22 protein-coding genes are annotated in these 23,749 nt (G+C 47.5%); 17 read left to right on the top strand and 5 right to left on the bottom strand.

What is annotated here, in order from left to right; translation table 11 throughout:
* Positions 1-255: 255 nt before the first annotated feature.
* A complete protein-coding gene (locus M3080_RS03035) occupies positions 256-1,485 on the top strand; it encodes a DUF401 family protein (RefSeq protein WP_249091838.1) in 1,230 nt (409 codons plus the stop codon).
* Between the two features lie 79 nt (positions 1,486-1,564).
* Here the strand turns inward: M3080_RS03035 and ppsR are convergent, their stop codons facing one another.
* Positions 1,565-2,434, bottom strand: coding sequence for a posphoenolpyruvate synthetase regulatory kinase/phosphorylase PpsR (ppsR, locus tag M3080_RS03030; protein ID WP_249091837.1), 870 nt, complete (start codon positions 2,432-2,434; stop codon positions 1,565-1,567).
* A gap of 93 nt (positions 2,435-2,527) precedes the next feature.
* On the opposite strand from ppsR, the gene ppsA reads away from it, so the two are divergent.
* The 9 genes from ppsA to M3080_RS02985 all read left to right on the top strand — a co-directional run bounded on the left by ppsA (position 2,528) and on the right by M3080_RS02985 (position 12,213).
* Positions 2,528-4,903, top strand: a complete 2,376-nt coding sequence (gene ppsA / locus M3080_RS03025) for a phosphoenolpyruvate synthase (protein ID WP_022472182.1) — start codon at positions 2,528-2,530, stop codon at positions 4,901-4,903.
* 116 nt (positions 4,904-5,019) lie between these two features.
* Positions 5,020-6,744 carry a cation:proton antiporter gene (locus M3080_RS03020; RefSeq protein WP_249091836.1) on the top strand — a complete coding sequence of 575 codons (1,725 nt, stop codon included), beginning with the start codon at positions 5,020-5,022 and terminating at the stop codon, positions 6,742-6,744.
* A gap of 100 nt (positions 6,745-6,844) precedes the next feature.
* A complete protein-coding gene (locus M3080_RS03015; RefSeq protein WP_249091835.1) occupies positions 6,845-8,626 on the top strand; it encodes a cation:proton antiporter in 1,782 nt (593 codons plus the stop codon).
* 25 nt (positions 8,627-8,651) lie between these two features.
* Positions 8,652-9,083: an NfeD family protein gene (locus M3080_RS03010; protein WP_249091834.1), complete on the top strand. Its 432-nt coding sequence runs from the start codon at positions 8,652-8,654 to the stop codon at positions 9,081-9,083.
* A gap of 22 nt (positions 9,084-9,105) precedes the next feature.
* A complete protein-coding gene (locus M3080_RS03005) occupies positions 9,106-10,086 on the top strand; it encodes an SPFH domain-containing protein (protein ID WP_249091833.1) in 981 nt (326 codons plus the stop codon).
* A 73-nt stretch (positions 10,087-10,159) separates the two neighbouring features.
* Positions 10,160-10,636 (top strand): hypothetical protein, encoded by a 477-nt coding sequence (locus M3080_RS03000; protein ID WP_249091832.1) that lies wholly within the window; start codon positions 10,160-10,162, stop codon positions 10,634-10,636.
* The gene (locus tag M3080_RS02995) at positions 10,626-11,138 is read left to right on the top strand and encodes a hypothetical protein (RefSeq protein ID WP_249091831.1); all 513 of its coding nucleotides are present in this window, start codon (positions 10,626-10,628) and stop codon (positions 11,136-11,138) included. Before M3080_RS03000 ends, M3080_RS02995 begins: the two co-directional genes overlap by 11 nt.
* A 10-nt stretch (positions 11,139-11,148) precedes the next feature.
* Positions 11,149-11,655 carry a hypothetical protein gene (locus M3080_RS02990; RefSeq protein WP_249091830.1) on the top strand — a complete coding sequence of 169 codons (507 nt, stop codon included), beginning with the start codon at positions 11,149-11,151 and terminating at the stop codon, positions 11,653-11,655.
* Positions 11,656-11,658: 3 nt separating this feature from the next.
* Positions 11,659-12,213 (top strand): hypothetical protein, encoded by a 555-nt coding sequence (locus M3080_RS02985; protein WP_249091829.1) that lies wholly within the window; start codon positions 11,659-11,661, stop codon positions 12,211-12,213.
* Between the two features lie 42 nt (positions 12,214-12,255).
* On the opposite strand, the gene smpB is transcribed toward M3080_RS02985, so the two are convergent.
* Positions 12,256-12,705, bottom strand: a complete 450-nt coding sequence (gene smpB, locus M3080_RS02980) for an SsrA-binding protein SmpB (protein WP_022472191.1) — start codon at positions 12,703-12,705, stop codon at positions 12,256-12,258.
* A gap of 185 nt (positions 12,706-12,890) precedes the next feature.
* On the opposite strand from smpB, the gene ttdA reads away from it, so the two are divergent.
* The 5 genes from ttdA to guaA all read left to right on the top strand — a co-directional run bounded on the left by ttdA (position 12,891) and on the right by guaA (position 18,052).
* A complete protein-coding gene (ttdA, locus tag M3080_RS02975; RefSeq protein ID WP_022472192.1) occupies positions 12,891-13,793 on the top strand; it encodes a L(+)-tartrate dehydratase subunit alpha in 903 nt (300 codons plus the stop codon).
* Entirely contained in the window at positions 13,790-14,407 is a 618-nt protein-coding gene (gene ttdB / locus M3080_RS02970; RefSeq protein WP_249091828.1) for a L(+)-tartrate dehydratase subunit beta, read from the top strand. Before ttdA ends, ttdB begins: the two co-directional genes overlap by 4 nt.
* Positions 14,408-14,478: 71 nt before the next feature.
* A complete protein-coding gene (locus M3080_RS02965; protein ID WP_249091827.1) occupies positions 14,479-14,787 on the top strand; it encodes an RnfH family protein in 309 nt (102 codons plus the stop codon).
* A 125-nt stretch (positions 14,788-14,912) separates the two neighbouring features.
* Positions 14,913-16,379: an IMP dehydrogenase gene (gene guaB, locus M3080_RS02960; protein ID WP_249091826.1), complete on the top strand. Its 1,467-nt coding sequence runs from the start codon at positions 14,913-14,915 to the stop codon at positions 16,377-16,379.
* Positions 16,380-16,486: 107 nt separating this feature from the next.
* The gene (gene guaA / locus M3080_RS02955; protein WP_022472618.1) at positions 16,487-18,052 is read left to right on the top strand and encodes a glutamine-hydrolyzing GMP synthase; all 1,566 of its coding nucleotides are present in this window, start codon (positions 16,487-16,489) and stop codon (positions 18,050-18,052) included.
* 1,052 nt (positions 18,053-19,104) lie between these two features.
* Here guaA and M3080_RS02950 read toward each other — a convergent pair.
* Together M3080_RS02950 and M3080_RS02945 are read right to left on the bottom strand one after the other, a co-directional pair.
* On the bottom strand, positions 19,105-20,499 hold the full coding sequence (locus tag M3080_RS02950) for an ATP-binding protein (protein WP_249091825.1): 1,395 nt from the start codon (positions 20,497-20,499) through the stop codon (positions 19,105-19,107).
* Complete coding sequence (locus M3080_RS02945) at positions 20,496-21,182, bottom strand: response regulator (protein WP_249091824.1); 687 nt, start codon at positions 21,180-21,182, stop codon at positions 20,496-20,498. The genes M3080_RS02950 and M3080_RS02945 overlap by 4 nt, the downstream gene beginning before the upstream one ends.
* 165 nt (positions 21,183-21,347) lie before the next feature.
* Between M3080_RS02945 and M3080_RS02940 the strand changes: the two genes are divergently transcribed.
* A complete protein-coding gene (locus tag M3080_RS02940) occupies positions 21,348-21,731 on the top strand; it encodes a YgiW/YdeI family stress tolerance OB fold protein (protein WP_249091823.1) in 384 nt (127 codons plus the stop codon).
* A gap of 25 nt (positions 21,732-21,756) precedes the next feature.
* Positions 21,757-22,470: a TIGR00266 family protein gene (locus tag M3080_RS02935; protein WP_249091822.1), complete on the top strand. Its 714-nt coding sequence runs from the start codon at positions 21,757-21,759 to the stop codon at positions 22,468-22,470.
* A gap of 71 nt (positions 22,471-22,541) precedes the next feature.
* Here the strand turns inward: M3080_RS02935 and M3080_RS02930 are convergent, their stop codons facing one another.
* Positions 22,542-23,615 (bottom strand): linear amide C-N hydrolase, encoded by a 1,074-nt coding sequence (locus M3080_RS02930; RefSeq protein ID WP_249091821.1) that lies wholly within the window; start codon positions 23,613-23,615, stop codon positions 22,542-22,544.
* Positions 23,616-23,749 lie beyond the last annotated feature (134 nt).

Here is a 23,749-nt window from a genome sequence, read left to right as displayed (position 1 = left end):
TTTCCTTCAAGGGATGATATTTATTAAAGTAGACACTTAAACGAGTTAATCACTAATAAAAATAGCTAAAAGGATATAACTGGTTGAAAATGTCAAGCCATTGGGTAATAGCTTTTTTAGATATGGTGAAAGACAGAGCGGACGTGTTTTCAGAATATATCAAGCCGAATGTAGCACCTTTACGTTAAAAGCGAAAGTTTTTTCGTAAAAAGCGAGTACTATTTCCAAATTCAATGATTAACAATAACAAAGACTATGATTTTCCTCATCATCACTTTGGCGATGGTTATCACGCTCTTTTTGTTGCGTCGTCGCCAACCTATTGGTATCGCTATTTTGGTTGGCGGTATTTTCATCTGGTTGTGTACCGATCCGACTTTCAAAGAACTCAAAGACGCTGTTGTTCAAATGGCGACAACTCCGAGAAGTTACGACTTGGTGGGAGCTCTTTATTTAGTGATCTGTTTGGAGATTGAATTAAGAAAGAGCGGTTGCTTAGCCGGCATGGTTGAGGCTCTTTCAAGGATGTTTTCCAGTCGCAGGTTTACGTTAGCTGTGATGCCGGCCTTTTTGGGGCTGTTGCCCTCCATTGGTGGGGCAAGATTCTCTGCCCCGATTGTGGAAGAAGCTTCAAAAGGTTTTGAAGCCAAACCGGAAGACAAAGCGGCCATCAATTTCTGGTTCCGTCATATTTTTGAATTTTCCAGCCCCTTGGTGCCGGGCATGATTTTGGCTTGCGGCATCGCCGGCGTCAAAATTGGTGATCTGATTGTGCACTTGGGTTGGCTTACCATCGTGGCTTTTATTCTCGGCTGGTTTGTCATGGTTCGGGGATTAAAGCAGACTGTAGCCACTCGCACGGAAGTTTCCAATGAAGAAGCCAAGCGTCACAACATGGACTTTGTTCTGTCTCTGACACCTGTGATTGCCAACGTGGTTTTGATGGTGGCCTTTGGTCTTCAGGCTTCTGTTTCCATGATTATCGTTGTCGTGGCCATGATTCCGCTTTTGATGTTCTTTAACCGCCATGTCAGCGTCAAGGAAGTTTTCATCGGTGCTTTGGACTACAAGATGTTTGCGAACGTCATCTGCATTTTGTTGTTCATTGCCCTTTTGGAAAGCACGGGTGTTTTAGCGCTCTTGGTTGCCGCTTTTGAATCGTCGCCGCTGCCGGTTCCTGTGATCATTGGTTTTTTGAGTTTCATTATTGGGCTGCTCACGGGCATCTCTCAAGGTCACGTTGCGATCATGATGCCGATTGTTGCCGGTATTTCCATGGGTGACCTCGATTTAGTGGGGGTAGCCATGGTCTTTGGCGTGGCCGGCCAAATGGTAACCCCGACGCACTTGTGTCTGACCATTACGGTGGATTACTTTAAGAGTGACTTCTTTAAGACCTTAAAGCCTGTTTTGTGGGCTCAAATTCCGCTTGCCATCATCTTTATCGTGGTGTCTTACTTTACTTGGGGAACCGGTTGGTTCTAGCTTAAGCAGAAATTTATCAGTTAAAAAAAGAGCACGCTTTACGGTTTTCGTGGCGTGCTCTTTTAGCTATCGGTGTGCCTTAATCAATTTTATGAGCATTGTGAAGGTTAAGCTCGGCCATGATGGTGGCGGAGATTTCTTCAATGGAACGGCTCGTGGAACTCAGCCACTTGATTCCTTCTCGGCGCATCATGTTTTCCGCCGCTTCAATTTCCTGTCGGCAGTTTTCCAAAGAGGCATAACGGCTGCCCGGACGACGCTCGTTGCGGATTTGAGACAGACGTTCCGGTGAAATGGAAAGTCCGAAAAGCTTATCGCGCTTATCTTGGAGGACTTCAGGAAGTTCACCACGTTCAAAATCTTCGGGAATGAGCGGATAGTTGGCAGCCTTCACGCCAAACTGCATGGCTAAGAAAAGGCTCGTTGGTGTTTTACCTGAACGGCTCACACCGACCAAAATGACATCGGCTTCGTTTAAGCCTTTGTTCATTTGGCCGTCATCGTGCGCGAGTGAATAGTTAATGGCTTCGATACGACGGTTATACCGTTCTTCATCCTTAATCACATGGCTTCGGCCCATGGAGTGCGCGGATTTCAAACCCGTTTCCTGTTCAATTTCTTTAATGAAACTGCGGAAAAATTCGATTCTGAAACCCTGGCATTTTTCTGTGAACGTTTTGTGGATGTTCACATCGACAAAGGTAGAGAAGACCAAGGGACGGACACCTGAGCGGATATACGCGTCATTGATCTTTTGGGCTGCCAGAACAGCCTTTTCAGGAGTGTCGATAAATGGGATACGAACTTGGTCGTATTGCAGATCAGTAAATTGGGTAAGCACCGAGTGCGCGAGCGTTTCAGCGGTAATGGCTGTGGCGTCCGAGACAATAAACACGGTGCGCTTTCCGCTTTTATGAGCGGTTTCGTCTTTTTCAAGAGTATTGAACATAAAAGGGCCTGAGATTAAAAAATTACCCGAAATGAATCGGTTGTCGCTACAATTCAGATATTCTAACAATCCAATCCTTTTTGGGGGAAGAAAATGCCGCAAGGTCGTTATGTATTTCCGTTTAGCCAACTGCGTATGACCGACGTCGATCGCGTTGGTGGTAAAAACGCCTCTTTAGGTGAATTACTGAGCCAACTGACGAGCGCCGGAATTCGAGTTCCTGACGGTTTCGCCACGACTGCCGAAGCGTTCCGCTTGTTCCTGACAGAAAACAACCTCGAAGAACGCATCAATGATCGACTCAAAGATCTCAATGTTGAAGATGTGAAGGCTCTTGCACAGGCCGGTGCAGAAATCCGTAAGATGATTGAAGAAGCACCCTTCCCCGCAGAGCTGGAAAAGGAAATTCGTGAATTCTACGAATGGTTAAAGGACGGCCAAGAAGAAATCAGCGTGGCCGTTCGTTCTTCTGCGACCGCTGAAGACTTGCCTGATGCATCTTTTGCCGGTCAACAGGAAACTTATCTGAACGTTGTCGGTATTGATCAAGTTTTAAGCCGCATGCGCGAAGTTTTCGCTTCACTTTATAACGACCGCGCCATCAGCTATCGTGTCCACAAGGGCTTTACGCACTCTGAAGTGGCTTTGTCGGCCGGCGTGCAACGCATGTGCCGCTCCGACAAAGGCGCCGCCGGCGTGATGTTCACGCTTGACACCGAAAGCGGTTTTGACCAAGTGGTCTTTATCACGGCCAGCTACGGTTTAGGTGAAACAGTGGTTCAAGGCGCTGTGAACCCAGATGAATTCTATGTTCATAAGCCCATGCTTGCCGCCGGCAATTTCCCGATCATTCGCCGCACGTTAGGCAGCAAACTGATCAAGATGGAATTTGATACCGATGCCAAGAGTGGCCGCAGTGTTCGCACGGTTGATGTGAGCGCTGAAGACCGTCGTCACTTTGCCATCACGGACGATGATGTGATCGAATTGGCCAAGTTTGCCACGATCATTGAAAAGCACTATGGCCGTCCGATGGATATCGAATGGGGCAAAGATGGTATTGACGGCAAGATCTACATCTTGCAAGCTCGTCCAGAAACGGTGAAGAGCCGCCAGAACACGGCCGATGTTCAACAACGCTTTACCTTAAAGAGCAAGGGTCGTGTGTTGGTTACCGGCCGCGCTATCGGTCAAAAGATTGGTTTGGGTCCGGTGCGCATCGTTGAAGATGCAAGCGAAATGGAACGTGTTCAGGCCGGTGACGTTTTGGTTACCGATATGACCGATCCTAACTGGGAACCGGTGATGAAGCGTGCCAGCGCTATTGTGACCAACCGCGGTGGTCGTACCTGCCACGCAGCCATTATTGCTCGTGAATTGGGCATTCCGGCTGTGGTGGGCTGCGGCGATGCAACTGAACGCTTGGCCGAAGATATGGAAGTGACCGTTTCTTGCGCTGAAGGCGATACCGGTAAGATCTACGAAGGTCGTCAAGAAGTTCAAATTGAAGAAGTCAAACGTGGTGCCTTGCCTGATATTCCCGTGAAGATCATGATGAATGTCGGCAATCCGCAATTGGCTTTTGAATTCCAATCCATCCCCAACAAGGGCGTTGGTTTGGCCCGTTTGGAATTCATCATCAACAACAATATCGGTATCCACCCGAAGGTGGTTCTCGACTATCCGAACGTTGACGGTGAGTTGCGTGACGCGGTTGAACGTTTGAGCGCCGGTTACAAGAGCCCGGTTGATTTCTTCGAAATGAAGATTGCCGAAGGTGTGGCCACGATTGCTGCTGCCTTCTGGCCGAAGAAGGTGATTGTTCGCTTGTCCGACTTCAAGAGCAACGAATACCGTAAGTTGATCGGTGGTGATCGCTACGAACCGGATGAAGAAAATCCGATGTTGGGTTTCCGTGGAGCTTCCCGCTATATCGCCAACAGCTTTGCCGAATGCTTCCGTATGGAATGCCGCGCGATGAAGTTTGTCCGCGATACGATGGGCTTGACCAATGTTGAATTGATGGTGCCGTTTGTTCGTACGCTCGATGAAGCCCGTCAAACGATTGAAATCATGGAACGCAACGGTCTGAAGCGCGGTGAAAACGGTTTGCGTGTCAACATGATGTGTGAAATCCCGTCTAACGCTGTTTTGGCTGACAAGTTCCTCGACTACTTCGACGGTTTCTCGATCGGTTCCAACGATATGACTCAGTTGACATTGGGTCTGGACCGTGACTCGGGTCTTGTGGCAGCAAGCTTTGACGAACGCAATGAAGCGGTGAAGGTTCTGCTTTCAATGGCAATCCGTGCCTGCCGTGCTCGCGGCAAGTACGTGGGCATCTGCGGCCAAGGTCCTTCTGACCATGAAGATTTGGCTCAATGGCTCATGGACGAAGGCATCGAGTCTATCTCCTTGAACCCGGATACGGTGGTTGATACCTGGAGACGTTTGGCTGCCTCCAAGTAATCGATAAGACTGCTTGCTAAAAGTCAAAAGACCGGTTTGAAAAGACCGGTCTTTTCGTATTCGCCGGTTTAAAAGTTTTATACTCCGGCGACAAATGTTTATGGGGAAATGCGGACATGCCCGATCAAGTTGAACTGATCACAACACTGGCCTGGGGGTTGGGGTTATCTTTGATCTTCGGATACTTAGTCAGTCTTATCCGTATGCCGGCTTTGGTCGGTTACCTTTTGGCCGGTGTTTTCATTGCGCCGACAACACCCGGTTTCGTCGGAAATCTGGATTTAGCCAGTCAGCTTTCTGAGGTCGGTGTCATTTTGTTGATGTTCGGCGTCGGTCTGCATTTCTCACTCAAAGATCTTTTACAAGTGAAAGCGGTGGCAGTGCCGGGAGCCATCTTGCAGATGACAGCCACAACCGTGATCGGTATGGCCATGGCTTATTTTATCTGGGATTGGCCATTGACGGGGGCCTTTATTCTCGGGGTGGCGCTTGCCTGTGCATCAACAGTTGTGATGACCAAGGCACTCGATGCTCGTGGAATCCTTCAGACCGTGCGCGGCCGTCTGGCCGTGGGCTGGCTTGTTGTTCAAGATCTGGTGACCGTGCTTTTGCTCGTTTTATTGCCGACCATCGGTACATTATCCGCTAATGAATCCATCTCTTTAACCCAGTTATCGGGGCAGATTTTGGGCACGGCAACGCTCGTGGTGGGCTTTGTAGCTTCCATGGTGATTATCGGCCGGCGTGTCCTACCTTGGATTTTGATGCGTACGGTTAAAACCGGCTCACAGGAACTTTTCACCCTGTGCGTGATTGCCATAGCCATTACGGTTGCTTACGCCTCTTCGACCATTTTCCATGTCTCTTTCGCATTGGGTGCTTTTTTTGCCGGCATGATGATGCGCGAGAGCGAATATTCGCATCGCGCGGCTTTGCAAACTTTACCTCTTCAGGACGCCTTCTCCGTTATCTTCTTTTTAGGTATCGGTATGTTGTTTGATCCCAAGGTATTGATTGAGCATCCCTTTGAGATCATTTTCGTTGTTTTATTGGTTGTTTTTGTCAACAGTACCGTAGCCGGTTTCTGGGTGCGTCGAAAGGGCTATCGTTTAATTGATGCGGCCACTGTTGGTTTGGCGGTTTCTCAGGTCGGTGAATTCTCGTTTATTTTGTCAGGATTGGCCGTTTCCATGGGTCTTGCAGGGCGTGAAGAGCTCTCGCTTATTGTGGCAGCGGGCCTAATTACCATTGCACTGAATTCCATTTCTTTTGCCGGGCTACGTCCCTTTATGAGACGCTTCTTCCCGGAATTGATCCAGCAAGCCGAGCAAGAAGATTCAGACGAAGATGCCGATGGTATCCGCAATCGTATCTTAATTGTCGGTGCGGGTATTACCGGACGGGAGCTCTATAAGAAGTTCGAGAATACAGATTTTGATACCTACATCATCGAAAAGCTGGCCGAACGTTCTATGCAACAGGAGTTGGGAGAACATTTTATTTTCGCCGATGCCTCTCACCCGTTGGTTTTATCAAAATTAAATCTGGAAAAGACTCGCTGGGTTTTGATTACAACCTCTGAAGCATTAATTGCCCGCAGTATTGCCGATCAGGTGGCCAAAATTGATCCTAAGGTCAAAGTGTTGGCACTATCGGATAAAGAAGGCGACAGAGATTTCTTTATTTCTCGCTCCGGTCAGCTGGATCCAAATGTCAGTGCTCTAATTGAAACTCGTAAGGAAATTGCAGACAGTATTTTTGAGTGTGTCGAGCAAGATAACCAAGAGCAGAGAAAAAGCAGTCGTAACAGCAAAAAAAAGATAAAAAAAATCCCCGAATAACACTCGTGAATGCGTACAATTAACCATTGGACACCAAAAAATTCTGATGGGTGTCAATTCCCTTGATCGTTGATTTTTTTGCTTTTTTAGGACAAAACCCGTGCACCACGAATTTGCACTGATTGCGACCTTGGCCTGGGGGCTCGGTTTGGCTCTGGTTTTGGGGTTCGCAGCCACTAAAGTCAAACTTCCCGCTTTGGTCGGCTACCTTTTAGCCGGCGTTTGTATTGCACCGACTACTCCGGGTTTTGTCGGCGATATGGACTTGGCGGCTGAACTTTCCGAAGTCGGTGTCATGCTCTTGATGTTCGGTGTCGGCCTGCATTTCTCTTTAACCGACTTGCTCCGAGTAAAAACGGTTGCCCTGCCCGGCGCCATTATTCAGATGGCAATCGCGACGGCCATCGGCATGGGCATGGCTCACTGGTGGGGTTGGAGCTGGGGGGAAGCCTTTATTCTTGGTTTGTCTCTGTCTTGCGCTTCAACGGTCGTTTTGATGAAGGGCTTGGAAGCCAAAGGGTGGTTGCAGCGATCCAGAGGTCAATTGGCTGTCGGTTGGCTTGTTGTTGAAGATTTGGTCACAGTTCTTCTTTTGGTGCTTTTGCCCTCCATTGCGACTTTCTTTAAAGGGGATGCGCCCGGTGACGGCTCACTGACCGTTGCCATTTTGGAAACCACCGTATTGATTATCGGTTTTATAGCGTCCATGCTTGTGATCGGACGCCGTGTCTTGCCTTGGGTGCTTTTTCAAGCCGTTAAGACCGGTTCTCAAGAAGTTTTTACATTGTGTGTAATTGCCATTGCCATTGGTGTCGCATACGCCAGTGCGCAGATATTTAATGTTTCCTTCGCTTTGGGTGCTTTTTTTGCAGGCATGATGATGCGTGAGAGTGAATACTCTCATCGAGCTGCGTTGCAAACTCTACCCCTTCAGGACGCCTTCTCGGTGATCTTCTTCTTGGGCGTGGGAATGCTCTTTAACCCGATGATCATTATCGAAAATCCTTTGCATGTGTTAGGGATTGTTTTGGTCATCATTGTCTGTAAGAGCATTACGGCCGCTGTGTGGGTGAAAGTGATGGGCCGAAGCTATAAAGACGCGCTCACAGTCGGCGCGGCTTTGGCTCAGGTTGGGGAATTCTCCTTTATTTTGGCTGGATTAGGTTTGAATCTTGGCTTATTGCCTGAAGAAGGAATGTCGCTGATTTTGGCCGGCGGCATTATCAGTATCGCTTTAAATCCCTTGTTGTTTGCGTTGGTTGAACCCGTTCATAAGCGCTTTTTCTTAAAAGAGACCCCGACAACAGAAGAAGATGAGGAAGATCTTGAAGAAGAAAAAGCGGCCAAGCGTGATCGCGTTATCATCATTGGCGCCGGTGTGTTGGGGCGTGAGCTTGCCGAAGGGCTAATGGCTAAAAAAGTCGATGTGGTCATTATTGAAAAAAATATTGAGCGTTCGATGAAAGAAGAGTTAGGGGATCACTTCATTTTGGGTGACGCTATGCAAAAGCAGACGCTGGAGTTTGCCGGTATTGAGCGAGCAAGATGGGTGGTTGTGTCTACGACCGATCCGGTGATCGCGCGTAAAGTTGTCGACGTGGTCGGTGAAACCGATCCGGAAGTTCGAGTCGTTGCTATCGCAGATAAGACGGGCGAAGAAAAGCTCTTTTTGGATACAAATGGGGAATTGCCCTTGCATTTGGAGCATCTATTGCAGTTGCGCCATGAAGCGGCGAAAACGATTTTGAGTTACGTTTGCGGACCTCGTGGTTTGAGGGCAGTTTCCAAGGTTAAACGTCCGCCCGAAAAGGACAGCAAAGAGACGAAAGAGCCTAAAAGCGCTAAAGTTATAAAGGAGCCTACTCAAGCTGAGGCACAATAGGGCTGAAGCAAGAAGGATAAAGACTATGACATTAAGTGCAGCGACCCTTTGGTTAATTTTGGCAGCTCTTTTAGGCATCATTGAGCTGATTGCCACGACGTTTTATTTGTTGGTTTTGGCGGCCGCTGCACTAGTAGCCGCCGGTGCCGCATGGTTTGGAATGGAGCTTGAATGGCAGATTTCGCTTTTTGCCGTGATTGCTATCGTTGGCTCTATATGGGTGCGACGCATTCGTTCCATTCCAACTAAAAGCGACGCACAGGCCGAAGCTCTTCAAAATCTGGATCAAGGCCAAATTGTCTACGTTAATGCCTGGGATGAGGCAGGTTGCGCAACGGTTCAATATCGCGGTGCCGATTGGCAGGCCCGAGTCTTAGATGGTGAACCCCGCACTCAGGGAGCGTACGTTATTGTGCGTGTTGAGGGTAGCGTTTTGTATTTAAAGAAATCATCTTGATAAGAGCAATGGAATAAAAAATATGAGCGGTTTCATGATTTTTACCCTGGTATTGGCTGTTTTGGCCATTGTATTTGCCTTTCAGGCTATTAAAGTTGTTCCGCAACAATCCGCTTGGATTGTGGAGCGTTTGGGAAAATTTCACGCCGTTTTGTCACCTGGACTCAATGTCGTGATTCCTTTTATCGATAAGGTTGCTTATAAGCATTCGCTCAAAGAAATTCCTTTGGATACACCGAGCCAAGTTTGTATTACCAAAGACAATACGCAGTTGTCTGTTGACGGTGTTCTCTTTTTCCAGGTCACCGATCCGATGCGCGCAAGTTATGGTACGAGCAACTATGTGATCGCCATTACTCAACTGGCTCAAACCACTTTAAGAAGTGTGATCGGTAAGATGGAATTGGATAAAACGTTTGAAGAACGCGATCTTATTAACCGTTCTGTTGTCAGCGCGATTGATGAAGCGGCTCTTAACTGGGGTGTGAAGGTTCTGCGTTATGAAATTAAGGATTTGACGCCGCCTGCTGTGATTTTGCAGGCTATGCAGCAACAGATTACGGCAGAGCGCGAAAAGCGCGCTGTGGTGGCGGCTTCTGAGGGTCGTAAGCAAGAGCAGATTAACTTGGCAACCGGTGCCCGTGAAGCGGCTATTGCAGAATCGGAAGGTGAAAAACAAGCGGCGATCAATAAGGCTGAAGGTGAGGCGGCCGCAACCTTAGCGATTGCCAAGGCAACCGCTGAGGCGTTAAGACAGATTGCTGAAGCCACCCGTGCTCCGGGCGGCATGGATGCCGTTAACCTTAAAGTGGCTGAGCAGTACGTGCAAGCCTTTGCTCAACTTGCCAAAGAAGGCAACACAATCCTTTTGCCTTCAAATATGAATGATATGGGGAGCATGATTGCCTCGGCGATGAGCATTATGCGAAACACGGATCCGAAAACGGTCTCGACCGAAGTCACTAAGCCCGTTGTGCCCTCGATTTTAAATACCAAGTCGTAGTAAGATACGGCACGTTACATAGGGGAAGCATTTGGTAAGCTTTCCCTATTTCATTGTTTTTACAGGCCATCTCATGACCAATCAACTTGATGTCCGGCCCGAGGCTGTGCACTTGAGCAATCCGGCAGAGCTTTTTTCCTTTTTTGACGGCTATCTGGATTACACACTCGATTTTATGCAACAGGCCAAAGACGCAGAAGCTTTCAGTAACTCTATTTCAGAACATGCGTTGTTTCTGACGACGGCTTTCACTCAAAAGATTCCGATGTTTTTTGTTGATGAAAAAGACTTCGGGGATAATCTGAGCTCGAGACTGAAAAAGTCACTTCAAAAAGACGACTTGGTTCTTGAAAATTCCGCCATCCTCTTGAAGGCTAAAACGGAAGATTTCGTTTTTTATGTGGCGACCTTAATGGTTCAGCAGTTCATGGAGTTGATTAAAGACTGTGAAGAAAAACAAGACAGCCCTTCGGTTTTTGAACTCCGTCGAAACGCCTTTGTTCAAGATTGGGTCAACCGTTTTTTAGGTATGGAAAAATATGCCGAATAACCAAGAAACAAACACAGAAGTGCATCAAGAAAGCGCTCCACAATTTGATCTTTCTGATGTGTCGGTGCTCACCGAGTTATTCGAGGTTGTGCTCTACGATGTTGTCAGAAGATCCAATATGGTCTCATCTTCGCAATTAAAGCAAGAAGAGGCGGTGGCCATGGATAAGCAATCGGCGGCCTTCCTTTCGGGTGTTCTGGCTGGCAAAAACGAACAATTTATCGCAAAGCCCTATTGGACGGGAGATCCTTTGGCCGGTTACTTAAAGCTCTACATGAAAGAGCGTTTTGAGAAAGTGGGCGTCACGGAAAAGGAACTTGCCGATACACGTGCAATTTTGCAGGCGGCGTGCTTTGAATTTATATGCGACGTTTATGCATTAATGAAAAAATTTGCCCAATTGGAATCGGCTGAAGGTTTTCAAGCTGAGGGAAAACGCTTGTGTCTGATGTGGGCCGAGCGGATGTTGGGTCTAAAAGAAACCGATCCGGTTCAGATTTAAGAGGTAAGCCGTGTCCTGTCCATTGCGTTACGCAACAAAGCGCCAAGTGGCCCCTAATATTGCTTCTTATCCGGTCGCAAGAAGTGTTGTGGCTCAGGCCGTGCACAATACCTGGGATCGAGCCCTTAAGGTCAGCGCCGAAGAGATGACGATGCAGGAGCTCGAGCAAGCGAATTTGGATTTAGTGCTTTGGCTTCAGGACACCTTTAGCGGCGCCAATACGCATTTTTCCTGTGAAAGTGAATTTAACGAAAAACGTTTGCCTGAGCTTTTGCGCGAATCGATGGCTCAGGAGATCATGCTGTTTAATCCGGCTGCCGATATTCACGAAAACGAATCGTTGATGTTTTCGGTTTTTGCGTATTTCGTTTCTGAAATTTATGTTTTATTGAAAGAGGCTGATGTTGCGAATGCCGAATTGGACGGCAATCCACGGGTAGAGGCCTTTATTGATTTATGGAGCTTGCGTTTGACGGGGGCGCCCGTGGCAAGTGATTTTAAAAAAGAGGAGTATTGATCAATGAGCTGCAGTGGAAATTGCTCTTCCTGCGGAAGTGATTGCCAAAAACAACCTTTGCGCCATCCGAATATCACCGGTGCCATTTTGGGACAATTTATGATGGAAATGGCTATGCGTTCACAGAAAAACGCTGCCGGTGAAATCACCGAGGATGTCATGGATGACATGGATCGCAAGACCATGAATTGGCTTGGCGCAACTTTCAGCGGAAAAAATGCCCAATTTGAAATTGATCCGCAGTGGTATCCGGTGGGTGTAGCCGGCAATCTAAGAATTAAGCTTGGAACAGAGCTTGCTCAGGCCGCTGGCGGCAAGTTGCCCGAGGATAATGCTACGTTGATTTATTCAGCCATGGCTGTTTTTATGGCGGAAGTTTACGACACGCTCGCCGTGGTGACGAAAAAGGGGGTAGAACCCTTGGGGGAAGTGCCGGCGCCGGAAATGCTTGCGCTACTTAAACGTTGGACAGAAATGTTGGTGGGCTATGAGCTTCAGTGGCGAGATCCCGCTCAAAAAACAGAAGACTCGGAAAAAGAGAATATAGAAAATAAATAAGCCGCCTCTTAGAGACGGCTCTGACAGAAGCTTCAAGGCGACTTACCTTGAAGCTTTTTTCATCAGACGTTCCCGATCGCGATCCCATTGTTTTTTGCTTTCATCAGCCCGTTTTTCATACTGACGTTTGCCCTTGGCCAGCGCAACGGTCAGCTTTACCCGTCCGCGCGTAAAGTGCATATCAAGGGGGATGAGAGCATAGCCGGCCCGTTCCACCTTACCGATCAGCTTATTGATTTCACGGGAGTGCATCAATAGTTTCCTCAGACGGGTGGGATCAGGCTTTGTGTGAGTGCTGGCTGTCTTTAGCGGAGTAATGTGAGCGTTTAAGAGAAACAATTCACCGCCGCGGATTATGACATGGGCCTCTTTAATTTGCGCACGCCCTTCACGGATGGATTTAACCTCCCATCCTTCAAGCACGAGGCCTGCTTCGTGCTTTTCTTCTATGTAGTAATCAAAAAGAGCCTTACGATTGACGATATTGGCCACGGTATTCGTACTTCCTGAATGTTCAAACAGGGTCACATTCTACCAAGGCCTTACATTTTGAGGAAAATCATATAGCCATTTGGCTTTACATAAAACACTGTTGACGCGATTAAATTAGCTTTCTAATATCTAAAATGGCGCCTTGGAGGCGCGAATTTTCGTCAATTTTAGGAAAGAAGAACATCATGGAAAATCAAGCTGAACTCGTTAAAAAGTTCACCGACGTGATGGCAGACTTCACGGCTTATTTTGGCAAACATCTTCCCGATGATGTCCAAGCAAAGCTTGAAGAATTGCGTGCCGAACAAACGACGGATATGGCCAAGATTATTTACGATGCAATGTTTAAAGATATTGCCTTGGCCAAGGAACTCGATCGTCCGATGTGTCAGGACACGGGCGTGATCCAGTACTTTATTGAAGTCGGTGATCGTTTCCCGATTTTAGGAAAAATGCAGCAAGCTCTGGCGGAGGCTACGCGCCGGGCAACGGTACAGGCTCCTCTTCGCCACAACGCGGTTCAAATTTTTGATGAAAAAAATTCAGGCAACAATACCGGTCACCGTATCCCTTGGATTGATTGGGATATCGTACCCGATAGCGATGAGTGCGTGATTTATGCCTACATGGCCGGTGGCGGATGTTCTCTTCCCGGAACGGCCAAAGTGTTGATGCCTGTGGAAGGTTACGAAGGCATCGTGCAATACATCTTCGATACGATGGTCGAGCGCGGTATCAACGCATGCCCGCCGGTGTTGGTGGGTGTCGGTATTGCCGGCAGCGTTGAAGTGGCTGCACGCTTATCTAAGAAAGCGTTGATGCGTCCGGTTGGCTCTCATAATCCCAATCCTCGCGGAGCTGAAATGGAACGTTTGCTCGAAGAAGGGCTCAATAAGTTAAACGTCGGTCCTGGCGGTCTGACGGGCGTCAAGAGCGTGATGGGTGTCAATATTGAAGATGCCGCCCGCCATCCTTCTTGTTTGGCTGTGGGCATTTCCATGGGCTGTTGGGCACACCGTCGTGCTGCCATTAAGCTTTATGCGGATATGAGCTACGAACTCTTGTCTTACAAGGGAGTTAGATTATGAGCAAAAAAGTTCTGACAACACCGATCCAAGACAAGGATTTGGAAGATATCAAAATCGGTGATGTGATTTATTTGACGGGCTACCTTGTAACGGCACGTGATGCCGCTCACACGCGCCTAGTGAAGTTAGGCCGCAAGTTGCCGGTAGACTTGAAGGGTAAGGCGATTTTCCATGCCGGTCCGATCATGGTGCATCGCAAAGATGATCCGACGAAGTTTGATGTCGTCTCCATTGGTCCGACAACGTCAATGCGTATGGAAAAATTCCAAAAGCAGTTCCTTGAACAAACAGGCACAAAGCTTATTGTCGGCAAAGGCGGTATGGGACCAAATACGACAGCCGGCTGCAATGAAACCAAGGCGTTGCATTGTGTTTTCCCCGGTGGTTGCGCCGTGGTGGCAGCGGAGTGTGTTGAAGAAGTGGAAGACTGCCAATGGCCTGAATTGGGCATGCCTGAAGCCATGTGGGTGATGCGTGTGAAAGAATTCGGACCGCTCGTGGTTTCCATTGATGCGCACGGCAATAACCTTTTTGAACAAAATAAAAAGCACTTTAATGAACTGAAGAATCCGATTGTTGAAGAAATCAACAAGCATGTCAGCTTCATTCAATAACCGTTTTGGTTAAAATGCACCTCGGCTTGGTTTGTTGCCGGCCGAGGTTTTTCTGTTTTTGGAGATTGAGAATGCAAGTAACTGTCGTTCGACTTGATCGTGATGAGGTTTTTGTAAAAACGCTTGAGCTCTCCGAAGGCACTACTTTGCAGCAAGCCGTTCAGGAGGCCGGCTGGACGGTAGGCAACAATCAAAAATTAGCTCTTTGGAATGTGCTGACGGATCCGCAAACAAAAATTTCAGAAGGCGATAGGATCGAAATTTTGCCTGCCCTGACCGTTGATCCCATGACAGCCAGACGGTTGCGTGAAGAAAAGAATCAAAAACCCGAAAATGTGTTAATTCACGGGCGCAACGGTGGAAAACATCGTCTGTTATGATCGAAAAAAATCGCTTTTTTAGTTGCGAAAAACTCTAGGAATAAGTTAAAATACGCCGTTAATCTTTTTACGCCATTCTCCATGGCGATGCCGAATTTTTTCTACATTTTTCGACTGAGGTTAACATGCGCATTAGACAAAAGGCACTGACTTTTGATGATGTGTTGCTCGTTCCGGCACACTCTGAAGTTCTCCCCCGTGACACCGTTCTGACCACCAAGATCACCCGTGAATTAAGCTTGAATATTCCGATGGTTTCCGCTGCTATGGATACCGTGACGGAATCAGGTTTAGCTATTGCTTTGGCACAAGAAGGCGGTATCGGTTTTATTCACAAAAATATGAGCCCGAAGCAGCAGGCAGCTGAAGTGGCTCGTGTGAAGCGTCATGAAGCCGGTATGGTGGCCGATCCGATTACGGTTACTCCGGGTATGACAGTCGGTGAAGTGATTCGTTTGAGCCGTGAACGTCACATCTCCGGTTTGCCGGTTGTCGATGACAAGCGTGTCTTGGGTATGGTGACTTCCCGTGACCTTCGCTTTGAAACGCGCATGGATATCCCGGTGTCCCAAATCATGACGCCGGCCGATCGCCTCGTGACAGTTCGCGAAGGCGCCAGCCTCGAAGATGCCAAGCGTTTGATGCATCAACATCGTGTCGAACGTGTTCTCGTGGTCGATAAGGACTTTAACCTCACGGGCTTGATGACGGTAAAAGACATTATTAAGGCCGGTGAACACCCGAATGCCGCCAAAGACTCCCACGGTCGTCTGCTTGCCGGTGCCGCTGTTGGTGTCGGCGCGGGCACGGAAGAACGCATTGAATTGATGCTTGAAGCCGGTGTTGACGTGATTGTGGTTGATACCGCTCACGGTCACTCTCAGGGCGTTTTGGATCGCGTGGCTTGGGTGAAGAAGAATTACCCGCAACTGCAAGTTATCGGTGGCAACATTGCTACCGCCGAAGCTGCCCGCGCATTGGTTGACGCCGGTGCCGACGGCGTTAAAGTCGGTATCGGACCGGGTTCTATTTGTACGACCCGTATTGTGGCCGGTGTCGGTGTCCCGCAAATCACGGCCGTCTCTGACGTTGCTCAAGCTTTGGAAGGCACTGGCGTTCCGTTGATCGCCGACGGCGGTATCCGCTTCTCCGGTGACATCGCCAAGGCTTTGGCCGCCGGCGCTTACGCTGTGATGATGGGTGGTATGTTTGCCGGTACGGATGAAGCTCCGGGTGAAGTGGTTCTTTATCAAGGCCGCTCTTTCAAGAGCTATCGCGGTATGGGCAGCTTGGGCGCGATGACGAAGGGCTCCGCTGACCGCTACTTCCAAGACAACAATTCCGGCAACATCAGCAAGTTTGTTCCGGAAGGCATCGAAGGTATGGTTCCCTACAAGGGACCGCTTTCTCAGATCGTCTACCAGATGATCGGTGGTTTGCGCTCTTCGATGGGCTATTGTGGTTGCCGCACTGTTGAAGAAATGCGTCAACGTGCCGAATTCGTTGAAATTACGGCAGCCGGCTGGCGTGAATCTCACGTCCACGACGTAAGAATTACGAAGGAAGCTCCGAACTACCGTCAGGAACAATAAGTTTCGGTAGCCATTTTTGATGAATAAACAGGCGCGAGTTGAGTTTAATCTGTAAACTTACTCGCGCCTTAATGATTTTTGTTTTTTAATATTTACGACAAACGACCATGACTCACGATCGTATTCTTATTTTGGACTTCGGTTCTCAAGTGACGCAGTTGATTGCTCGTCGCGTGCGTGAAGCTCACGTTTACTGCGAAGTGCATCCCAATGACGTCTCCGAAAGCTTCATTCGCGAATACAATCCGAAAGGCATCATCCTTTCCGGTTCTCATATGAGCGCTTATGAAGAAAGCACGGATCGAATCAGCCAAGCAGTTTTTAACGCCGGCGTACCTATTTTAGGTATTTGCTACGGCATGCAAACCATGGCTCAGCAATTGGGTGGTAAGGTGGAAAATGTCGGCAAGCGTGAATTTGGCTACGCCGAAGTGAAAAACCACAACAATTCCGAATTGCTCAAAGGCATCGAAGATACAAAGAACGAAGCCGGCGAATCCATCATGAAGGTGTGGATGAGCCACGGCGATAAAGTCACGCAGTTGCCCGAGGGCTTTAAAGTGATGTGCTCAACGCCTTCTTGCCCCATCGCCGGTATGTGTGATGAAACCCGTCACTATTATGCGGTTCAATTCCATCCTGAAGTAACTCATACGCTTCAAGGCCGTCAAATCCTCAACCGTTTTGTTCTCGATATCTGTAAGGCAGAGCCTTCCTGGATCATGGGTGACTATGTGAAGGAAGCTGTTGAGCAGATTCGTGCACAAGTTGGTGATGAAGAAGTTATCTTGGGTCTTTCCGGTGGCGTTGACTCTTCGGTGACCGCTGCGTTGATTCACAAGGCTATTGGCAAGCAATTGACTTGTGTGTTTGTTGATAACGGTTTGTTGCGCAAGAATGAACGCGAACAAGTTCGTGAAACATTTGAAAAGAACATGGGCTTAAAGCTCATAGTGGTTGATGCCGTTGACCGCTTTATGGGTGAATTGGCCGGTGTCACAGATCCTGAACAAAAGCGCAAGATTATCGGTCGACTCTTTGTTGAAGTTTTCCAAGAAGAAGCCGCCAAGCTCCCCAATGCCAAGTGGCTTGCTCAAGGTACGATTTATCCTGATGTGATTGAATCGGCCGGTGCTAAGACAAAGAAAGCAAAGACGATTAAGAGTCACCACAATGTGGGCGGTTTGCCAGATACTCTGCATCTGAAACTTCTTGAACCGTTGCGCGGTCTATTTAAGGATGAAGTCCGTGAATTGGGCGTTGCTTTAGGTTTGCCGGCTGAAATGGTTTATCGTCATCCCTTCCCAGGTCCGGGCTTGGGTGTTCGTATTTTGGGCGAAGTCAAGAAGGAATATGCCGATCTTTTGCGTGAAGCCGATGCGATTTTCATTGAAGAACTTCGTAATGCAGGTCTTTATGACAAGGTCAGCCAAGCCTTTGTGGTTTTCCTTCCTGTCAAGAGCGTGGGTGTAATGGGCGACGGCCGTACTTACGAATGGGTGGTCAGCTTACGTTCTGTTGAAACGAGCGACTTCATGACGGCGCGTTGGTCTCATTTGCCCTACGAGTTATTGGGTAAGGTTTCCAATCGTATCATCAATGAAGTACGCGGTATCAACCGTGTTTGTTACGATATCAGCGGTAAGCCGCCTGCCACGATTGAGTGGGAATAGGCTGGGAGTAATTCCGCCTGAAAATAAGGGATTGGTTTCTATCATGGATTCCAATCCTTTTTTTATGATTTTTTTTTAACGGTCTTCTTTGTATTTGATCAAAACTTAATAGACTTTTTGTCGATATGCTTAGCTGTCCGCTTGAGCGAGGGAGGAGCTCAAGCGAGGGATTGACCGTTTCCCGGTGTCGGTCAATCATCGTTAGGAATAGTTCCTAACGGTTGATAACAAAGCCGGAAAAACTAACGCCCTGAGGGTCGAAACACAGGGCGTTGGAGGCAAGAGATGAAGCTGTTAAAGAAATCATCTCATGCCGACATGATGCCACGAGTTGAAATTAAATTCAACATCAATGTGCAATTTATTGTACATAAATTGGTGTATGGATTTGTGTTGATTCTCTGGTTAATCGTGTCCGCATGGCCGTCATAAATTGACGAAAAAGGACGAGGTTTATAAAAGCCTCGTCCGTCATGTGAAGAGGTCCTAACTGATACATTAAATTTCTCCAAACACAGAAACGTTTCTTCAGCAACACTAACCTTAACTTTGTCTTTTGGATCGTTTTCGTCAAAACACTATCGTTTAATTTCTCGCAAAAACAGAAAAAGAGGCCTCGATAAAAGAGTTCAGCCCCTCTAACACAGTTGTCTTTGTATTTGATCAAAACTTAGGAGATTTTTTGTCGATATGCTTAGCTATCCGCTTGGGTGGGGGGAGGCGCTCCGAGCGAGGGATTGACCGTTTCCCGGTGTCGGTCAATCATCGTTAGGAATAGTTCCTAACGGTTGATAACAAAACCGGAAAAACTTACGGCCCGAGTGCTGGAACACTTGTGGGCCGTAGGAGGTGTGAGATGAAACAGTCAAAGAACTCATCTCATGCCGACATGATGCCACGAGTTGAAATTAAATTCAACATCAATGTGCAATTCATTGTACATAAACTGGTGTTTGGATTTGTGTTGATTCTGTGGTTAATCGTGTCCGCATGGCCGTCATAACCTGACGAAAAAAGGGCGGGAATTTTCCCGCCCCTCATGCGTGGATAATCTATATTTGTAATGTCACCATTAGCCCTTTTTGATCGCTTTCTGCCAGTGGATTGGCATCATTGAGTGTAATTCGCAACCCATTGCGTTCTGCTAGTGTTTTTACAATAGCCATTCCCAAGCCTGTCCCGGTTTCGCCGGTGCCGAGTACTCGATAGAAAGGATCAAAGACTCGTTCTCGTTCTTCTTTGGGGATTCCCGGTCCATTGTCGTGAATGTTCATCTTGAAAGGAGTAAGAGACTCCAGTTCAATGGTAACCGTTGAACCTTCTGGGCAATACTTCACGGCGTTTTCAATTAAGTTTCTCAAAATACTGAAAAGGTCATCCTCGGCAACATCAACGGTAACATTGCCCTCCTGATCGTATTCGTCAAAACCCAACACTTCAATTTCAATGTTTTTCTTTTCAGCATCAGCCCAAATTTGCTCAATGACAGCAGCAACCGTTTCGGATAAGACGGCTTTTTTCTCGTTATTTTTCACAGATTGTATTTGAGCTCGTTTTAATGAAAGAAGCTGAGAAACCAATCGAGTTGCACGATCAATGCTGATTCGCAGATCTGCGAGCTGCTTTTGGGCTTGCTCATTCATCGTGGCTTTTTCCAGCCGTTCAGCCTGAAGTGAAAGGGCTGCCAACGGAGATCTAAGTTCGTGAGCAGCGTCGGCAACAAAGCGAGATTCTCTTTGTCTTAGTTCATCAATTCGGAATAAAACGCCATTAAATGCATCAACCATTGGCAGCAACTCAGTAGGCAATCCTTGTGTGTCAATTGGAGTTAAGTCATCGGGTTGACGGCGGTTGATTTTGGAGGTTAGTGCGTGAATGGGTTTCATTGAATACCATAAAACGCCGGCCAAAATAATAAACAATGCAAAAGATAAACCCAGTAGCGGAAGAGAAGCCGCTAATGCTGTTTGACGGGCGATTTTCTCAATTTCTTTCATTCGCTGGGCAACAGCAATATGTTGTCCGCCTGAAAGAGTGCGAAGATAAAGTCGGTATTCTGTGCCGGAAATAAAAAGTGTTTGTGCGCCGTCATAAAGGTCCTGATCAAAGACGGCTCGAATGGTTTGACCGCCTTTGTGAAGCGTTCTGACCAGTACGGTTGAACCGGCAGGAGCGATGGCTTGAGGGGAATCTTCATCCAGTGTGAACCAGTCCTCAAAGTCATCATCATCCATCCACAAAGCACTGGGATGTTTGCTGGAAATATCCAATCGAGCCAAAACGCCTGTTACCTCTTCCAATAGGTCGTCTTGTTCATCACAAGCCTCGTTATAAGACAAGGTAAATAAAGACGCTGCGGCCGCCAGACTCATGATGAGAGCTGCCGTGCCTGCCCAAACTAACAGTCGTTTGACAAAACCGTAATTTTTTGGCTGAACCGGACTCATTGCGAGGATCCTTTCTCTACCATCCAACCCAATCCCCGGACATTTTTAATAACACTTGGTCCCAGTTTTTTTCTCAATGAATGAATCAAATATTCGACGGCGTTGCTTTCCGGTTCCTCTCCGGGCTCATAGATACGCTCTTCAATGCGTCTGCGGGAAAGGATTGTGCCGGGTCTGGCCAACAGAGCCGCCAAAAGCGCGTATTCGCGTCTTGATAAGACAATGGGGGTTGAGTCGCCAGCCACCGTAGCGGTTTTTTCAGAAACATTGACGGTGACCAGACCGTTTGTTAAAGCATTTTCTGTTGTTTGGTTTTTGCGTCTCAAAACAGCACGGATTCGGGCAAGAAGCTCACTCATATGGAAAGGCTTAACCAGATAGTCATCCGCTCCGGCATCCAGTCCCTCCAGTCGATCATCCAATCCGTCTCTGGCAGTGAGAATAATCACCGGGATATTTTTCTTCTGTCCTTCTGCATTAGCTCTCAGTGTGCGCAACACCGTCATACCGTCTACTCCGGGTAAGCCCAGATCCAATAGCAAAAAGCCGTACTCATTGACAGAGAGCATCATTAAGGCATCGCGACCATTGGCGACCTGTTCGACGGTATACATCTCGTCGCCTAATGCGCCTTTAATAGCCTGCGCGATCATCGGATCGTCTTCAACCAATAAAATTCTCATTTCAGAACCTCACACATAGTTTTTATTGTAGGTGAGTCAGGCCGAAGGTGTGAGTGATTTTGCATTTGGTTGCTCTGACTTAGGAACGGCTAAGTTTTCTCTATGTTTGCTCTAAGTTTAACCAGGTACACTTGCGGGCAAGATAAAAAAGTTTTCGGAGAAATTATGAAAAAAACAGTCGTTGCAGTTGCGCTTTGTGCTTTGGCGATGCCATTGGCTGTGTTGGCACAATCGCCTAGCGGTTTTAATGCAACGCCATCGGCTCAGCCCCAAGGCTTTGCGTTGACTACATTGAAATCTATTGAAGAGGTCAAGCAAAATAGTTACGACGAACAGTTGGTTGTTTTGCGCGGGCGATTTACCCGTCAGGTCAGCCATGATAAGTATGAGTTTACTGATGAAAAAGGTAACACGATTGTGACTGAGCTCGATGATGACAAGAATTGGTCACACGTGTCAAAAGATGCCCTTATGGATATTTTGGCTGAGGTTGACCGGGATCATTGGAAGGTAGAGTTGGAAGTGCTTGAGGCCAAACCGGCTCGTTAAGTCTAAGTTTTTGTGGAACAAAAAAATGCGTTTTGAAATTACCGGCAGTGTTGATCCGCTTTTAAGCGTTACCCTTGAGAAGGGCGAAAAAGTTTTGGCTGAATCCAATGCAATGGTGGCGATGGATGGCGATTTGAGTCTTAAAGGACGAAGCCGCGGCGGGATCATGAAGTCTTTGGCTCGAAAGCTTTTAAATGATGAAAGCTTTTTCCAACAATATGTGGAAGCCGAAAAAGGACCGGGGAGTGTGTTGTTAGCTCCGAATATTCCCGGTGACATTCGTATTTTGGATGTCGGAGAACGTCAATACATGGTTTCTGACGGTGCCTTTTTGGCAGCCACCGAAGAGGTGGAACTTGAGGTTAAATCCCAGGGTTTGGGACGCGCGTTTTTGGGTGACTCGGGGGGCTTTTTCGTGATGGCCACAGACGGTCGCGGTCAGATTGCGGTTTCAGGCTTCGGTTCCGTGCGCGAACTTGAAGTCAAGGAAGGACAATCCTTAATTGTGGATAATGGCCATCTGGTAGCTTGGGACGCTTCCCTTGACTATGAATTGAGTTTAAATACTTCACATTCCGGTCTTTTCGGCAAATTGGTCAATAGTCAAATAACCGGTGAGGGGATTGTGTTGAAATTCCGCGGTCAAGGAAAAGTGATAGTGTGCTCGAGAAATAAGGGCGGATTTATTGATTGGATTTTTGCCCAAGAAAAAACCGACAAAGCAGTAAAAAATGATTAACTCGCACAAATTCCGGCAGCGATGACTGCCGGAATTTGTTGCTGGTTCAATTTATTTCGTGGTGATTTCGGTTAGCGAATGACTACTTTTTCTATCGGCTCGCTTTTAACTTTATCAATCGGGAGATTTTGATAAGTTACCTGTCCGAAGTTAATCGTTTTTAAGTCGACGCTTCGGATGCGGGCGTTATTCATTGTTTTGTAATAAATCACCCCGTTGGTCATATCGGTTGCACTGCTCCACTGAGTGGCAGAAAGCAGTCCTATGGGGTTGGCTTTATTTTCCTCTTCCAAACCGATCGGAATTTCAAAGGCGTTTAAAATTTTGAAGCTGTACAAAACAGTTTCATCGGCGCTCTTCAGATTAGGAGCCGTGGATACCATGAAAGCAGCCCGGACGAAACGAGAGGGAGGGGTGATATCACCGGGCAGACCAAGTAAGCCGCTGCCGATGCCGGGTGAGCGAAGAGCGGTTCCGTTCCAATCAACCGGTGCCACCGTTCCGGCTTTAAGGTTGATGTAATTATTTAAGTTCGTCATTTGCCAATCAAATCCCGGTGAATTGGTCAGCACTCCCAGAGGGTTATCGAAAATCTTCATTTCCCCGTTGACAATTTCAACAACAATCTGAGCGCCGGATTTATCAGCAATGCGGTAGTGGACTGTACCGGCTCCCTTATAGCGTTCGGACAGACGTATATCTGAAATTCCTTTTCGGGCGTTTGCCACGCTGTCAAAATTACCTAAGACCCAAGCAACAAATTCCATATCGGAAATGGTTTTGTCCTGCTGTTTTTTGTCATAGTCAGGATAAAGTCCATAGCCGGGAAAGAAAAAGAGACCGGCAGAGAGTCCTTTTTCATTGAGTCCTTCAACAACGAAATTTTTATCTTCGATACTTAATCCGACATAACCCCAAGTATTTTTATAACTCAAAGACGGCCCTTGGGCAGTTTGTGTTTGAGTGGCATGGCCGCGGGGGACAACAACCAAGTTGGTCGATAAAACCGAGGAACCCCATTCAATGGAGCGGGCAGTGACGCGGTCACCGTTTTGTGATTGAAGGGTGATGCCGGTGCAAGCAAGCGCCTGTTGGGTAAAGGCGATTGCACAGGAGGCGATCACACCACAGAAGTATTTATTCATTAGAAGCTCCATAAAAAGGATAACAGTTGAATCATGTTAGTGCTTTTTGTCTGATTTGGACGGTGATAAAGGATGCTTTTTACAATTGCTTTCTATTAAAGTGAAAAGTCAATTTAGTTAAAATAATTAGTTGG

The sequence above is a fragment of the Parasutterella secunda genome (genome assembly GCF_023336895.1).
GTDB lineage: Bacteria > Pseudomonadota > Gammaproteobacteria > Burkholderiales > Burkholderiaceae_F > Aphodousia > Aphodousia faecalis.
This window is presented reverse-complemented; position numbering and strand designations above follow the sequence as displayed.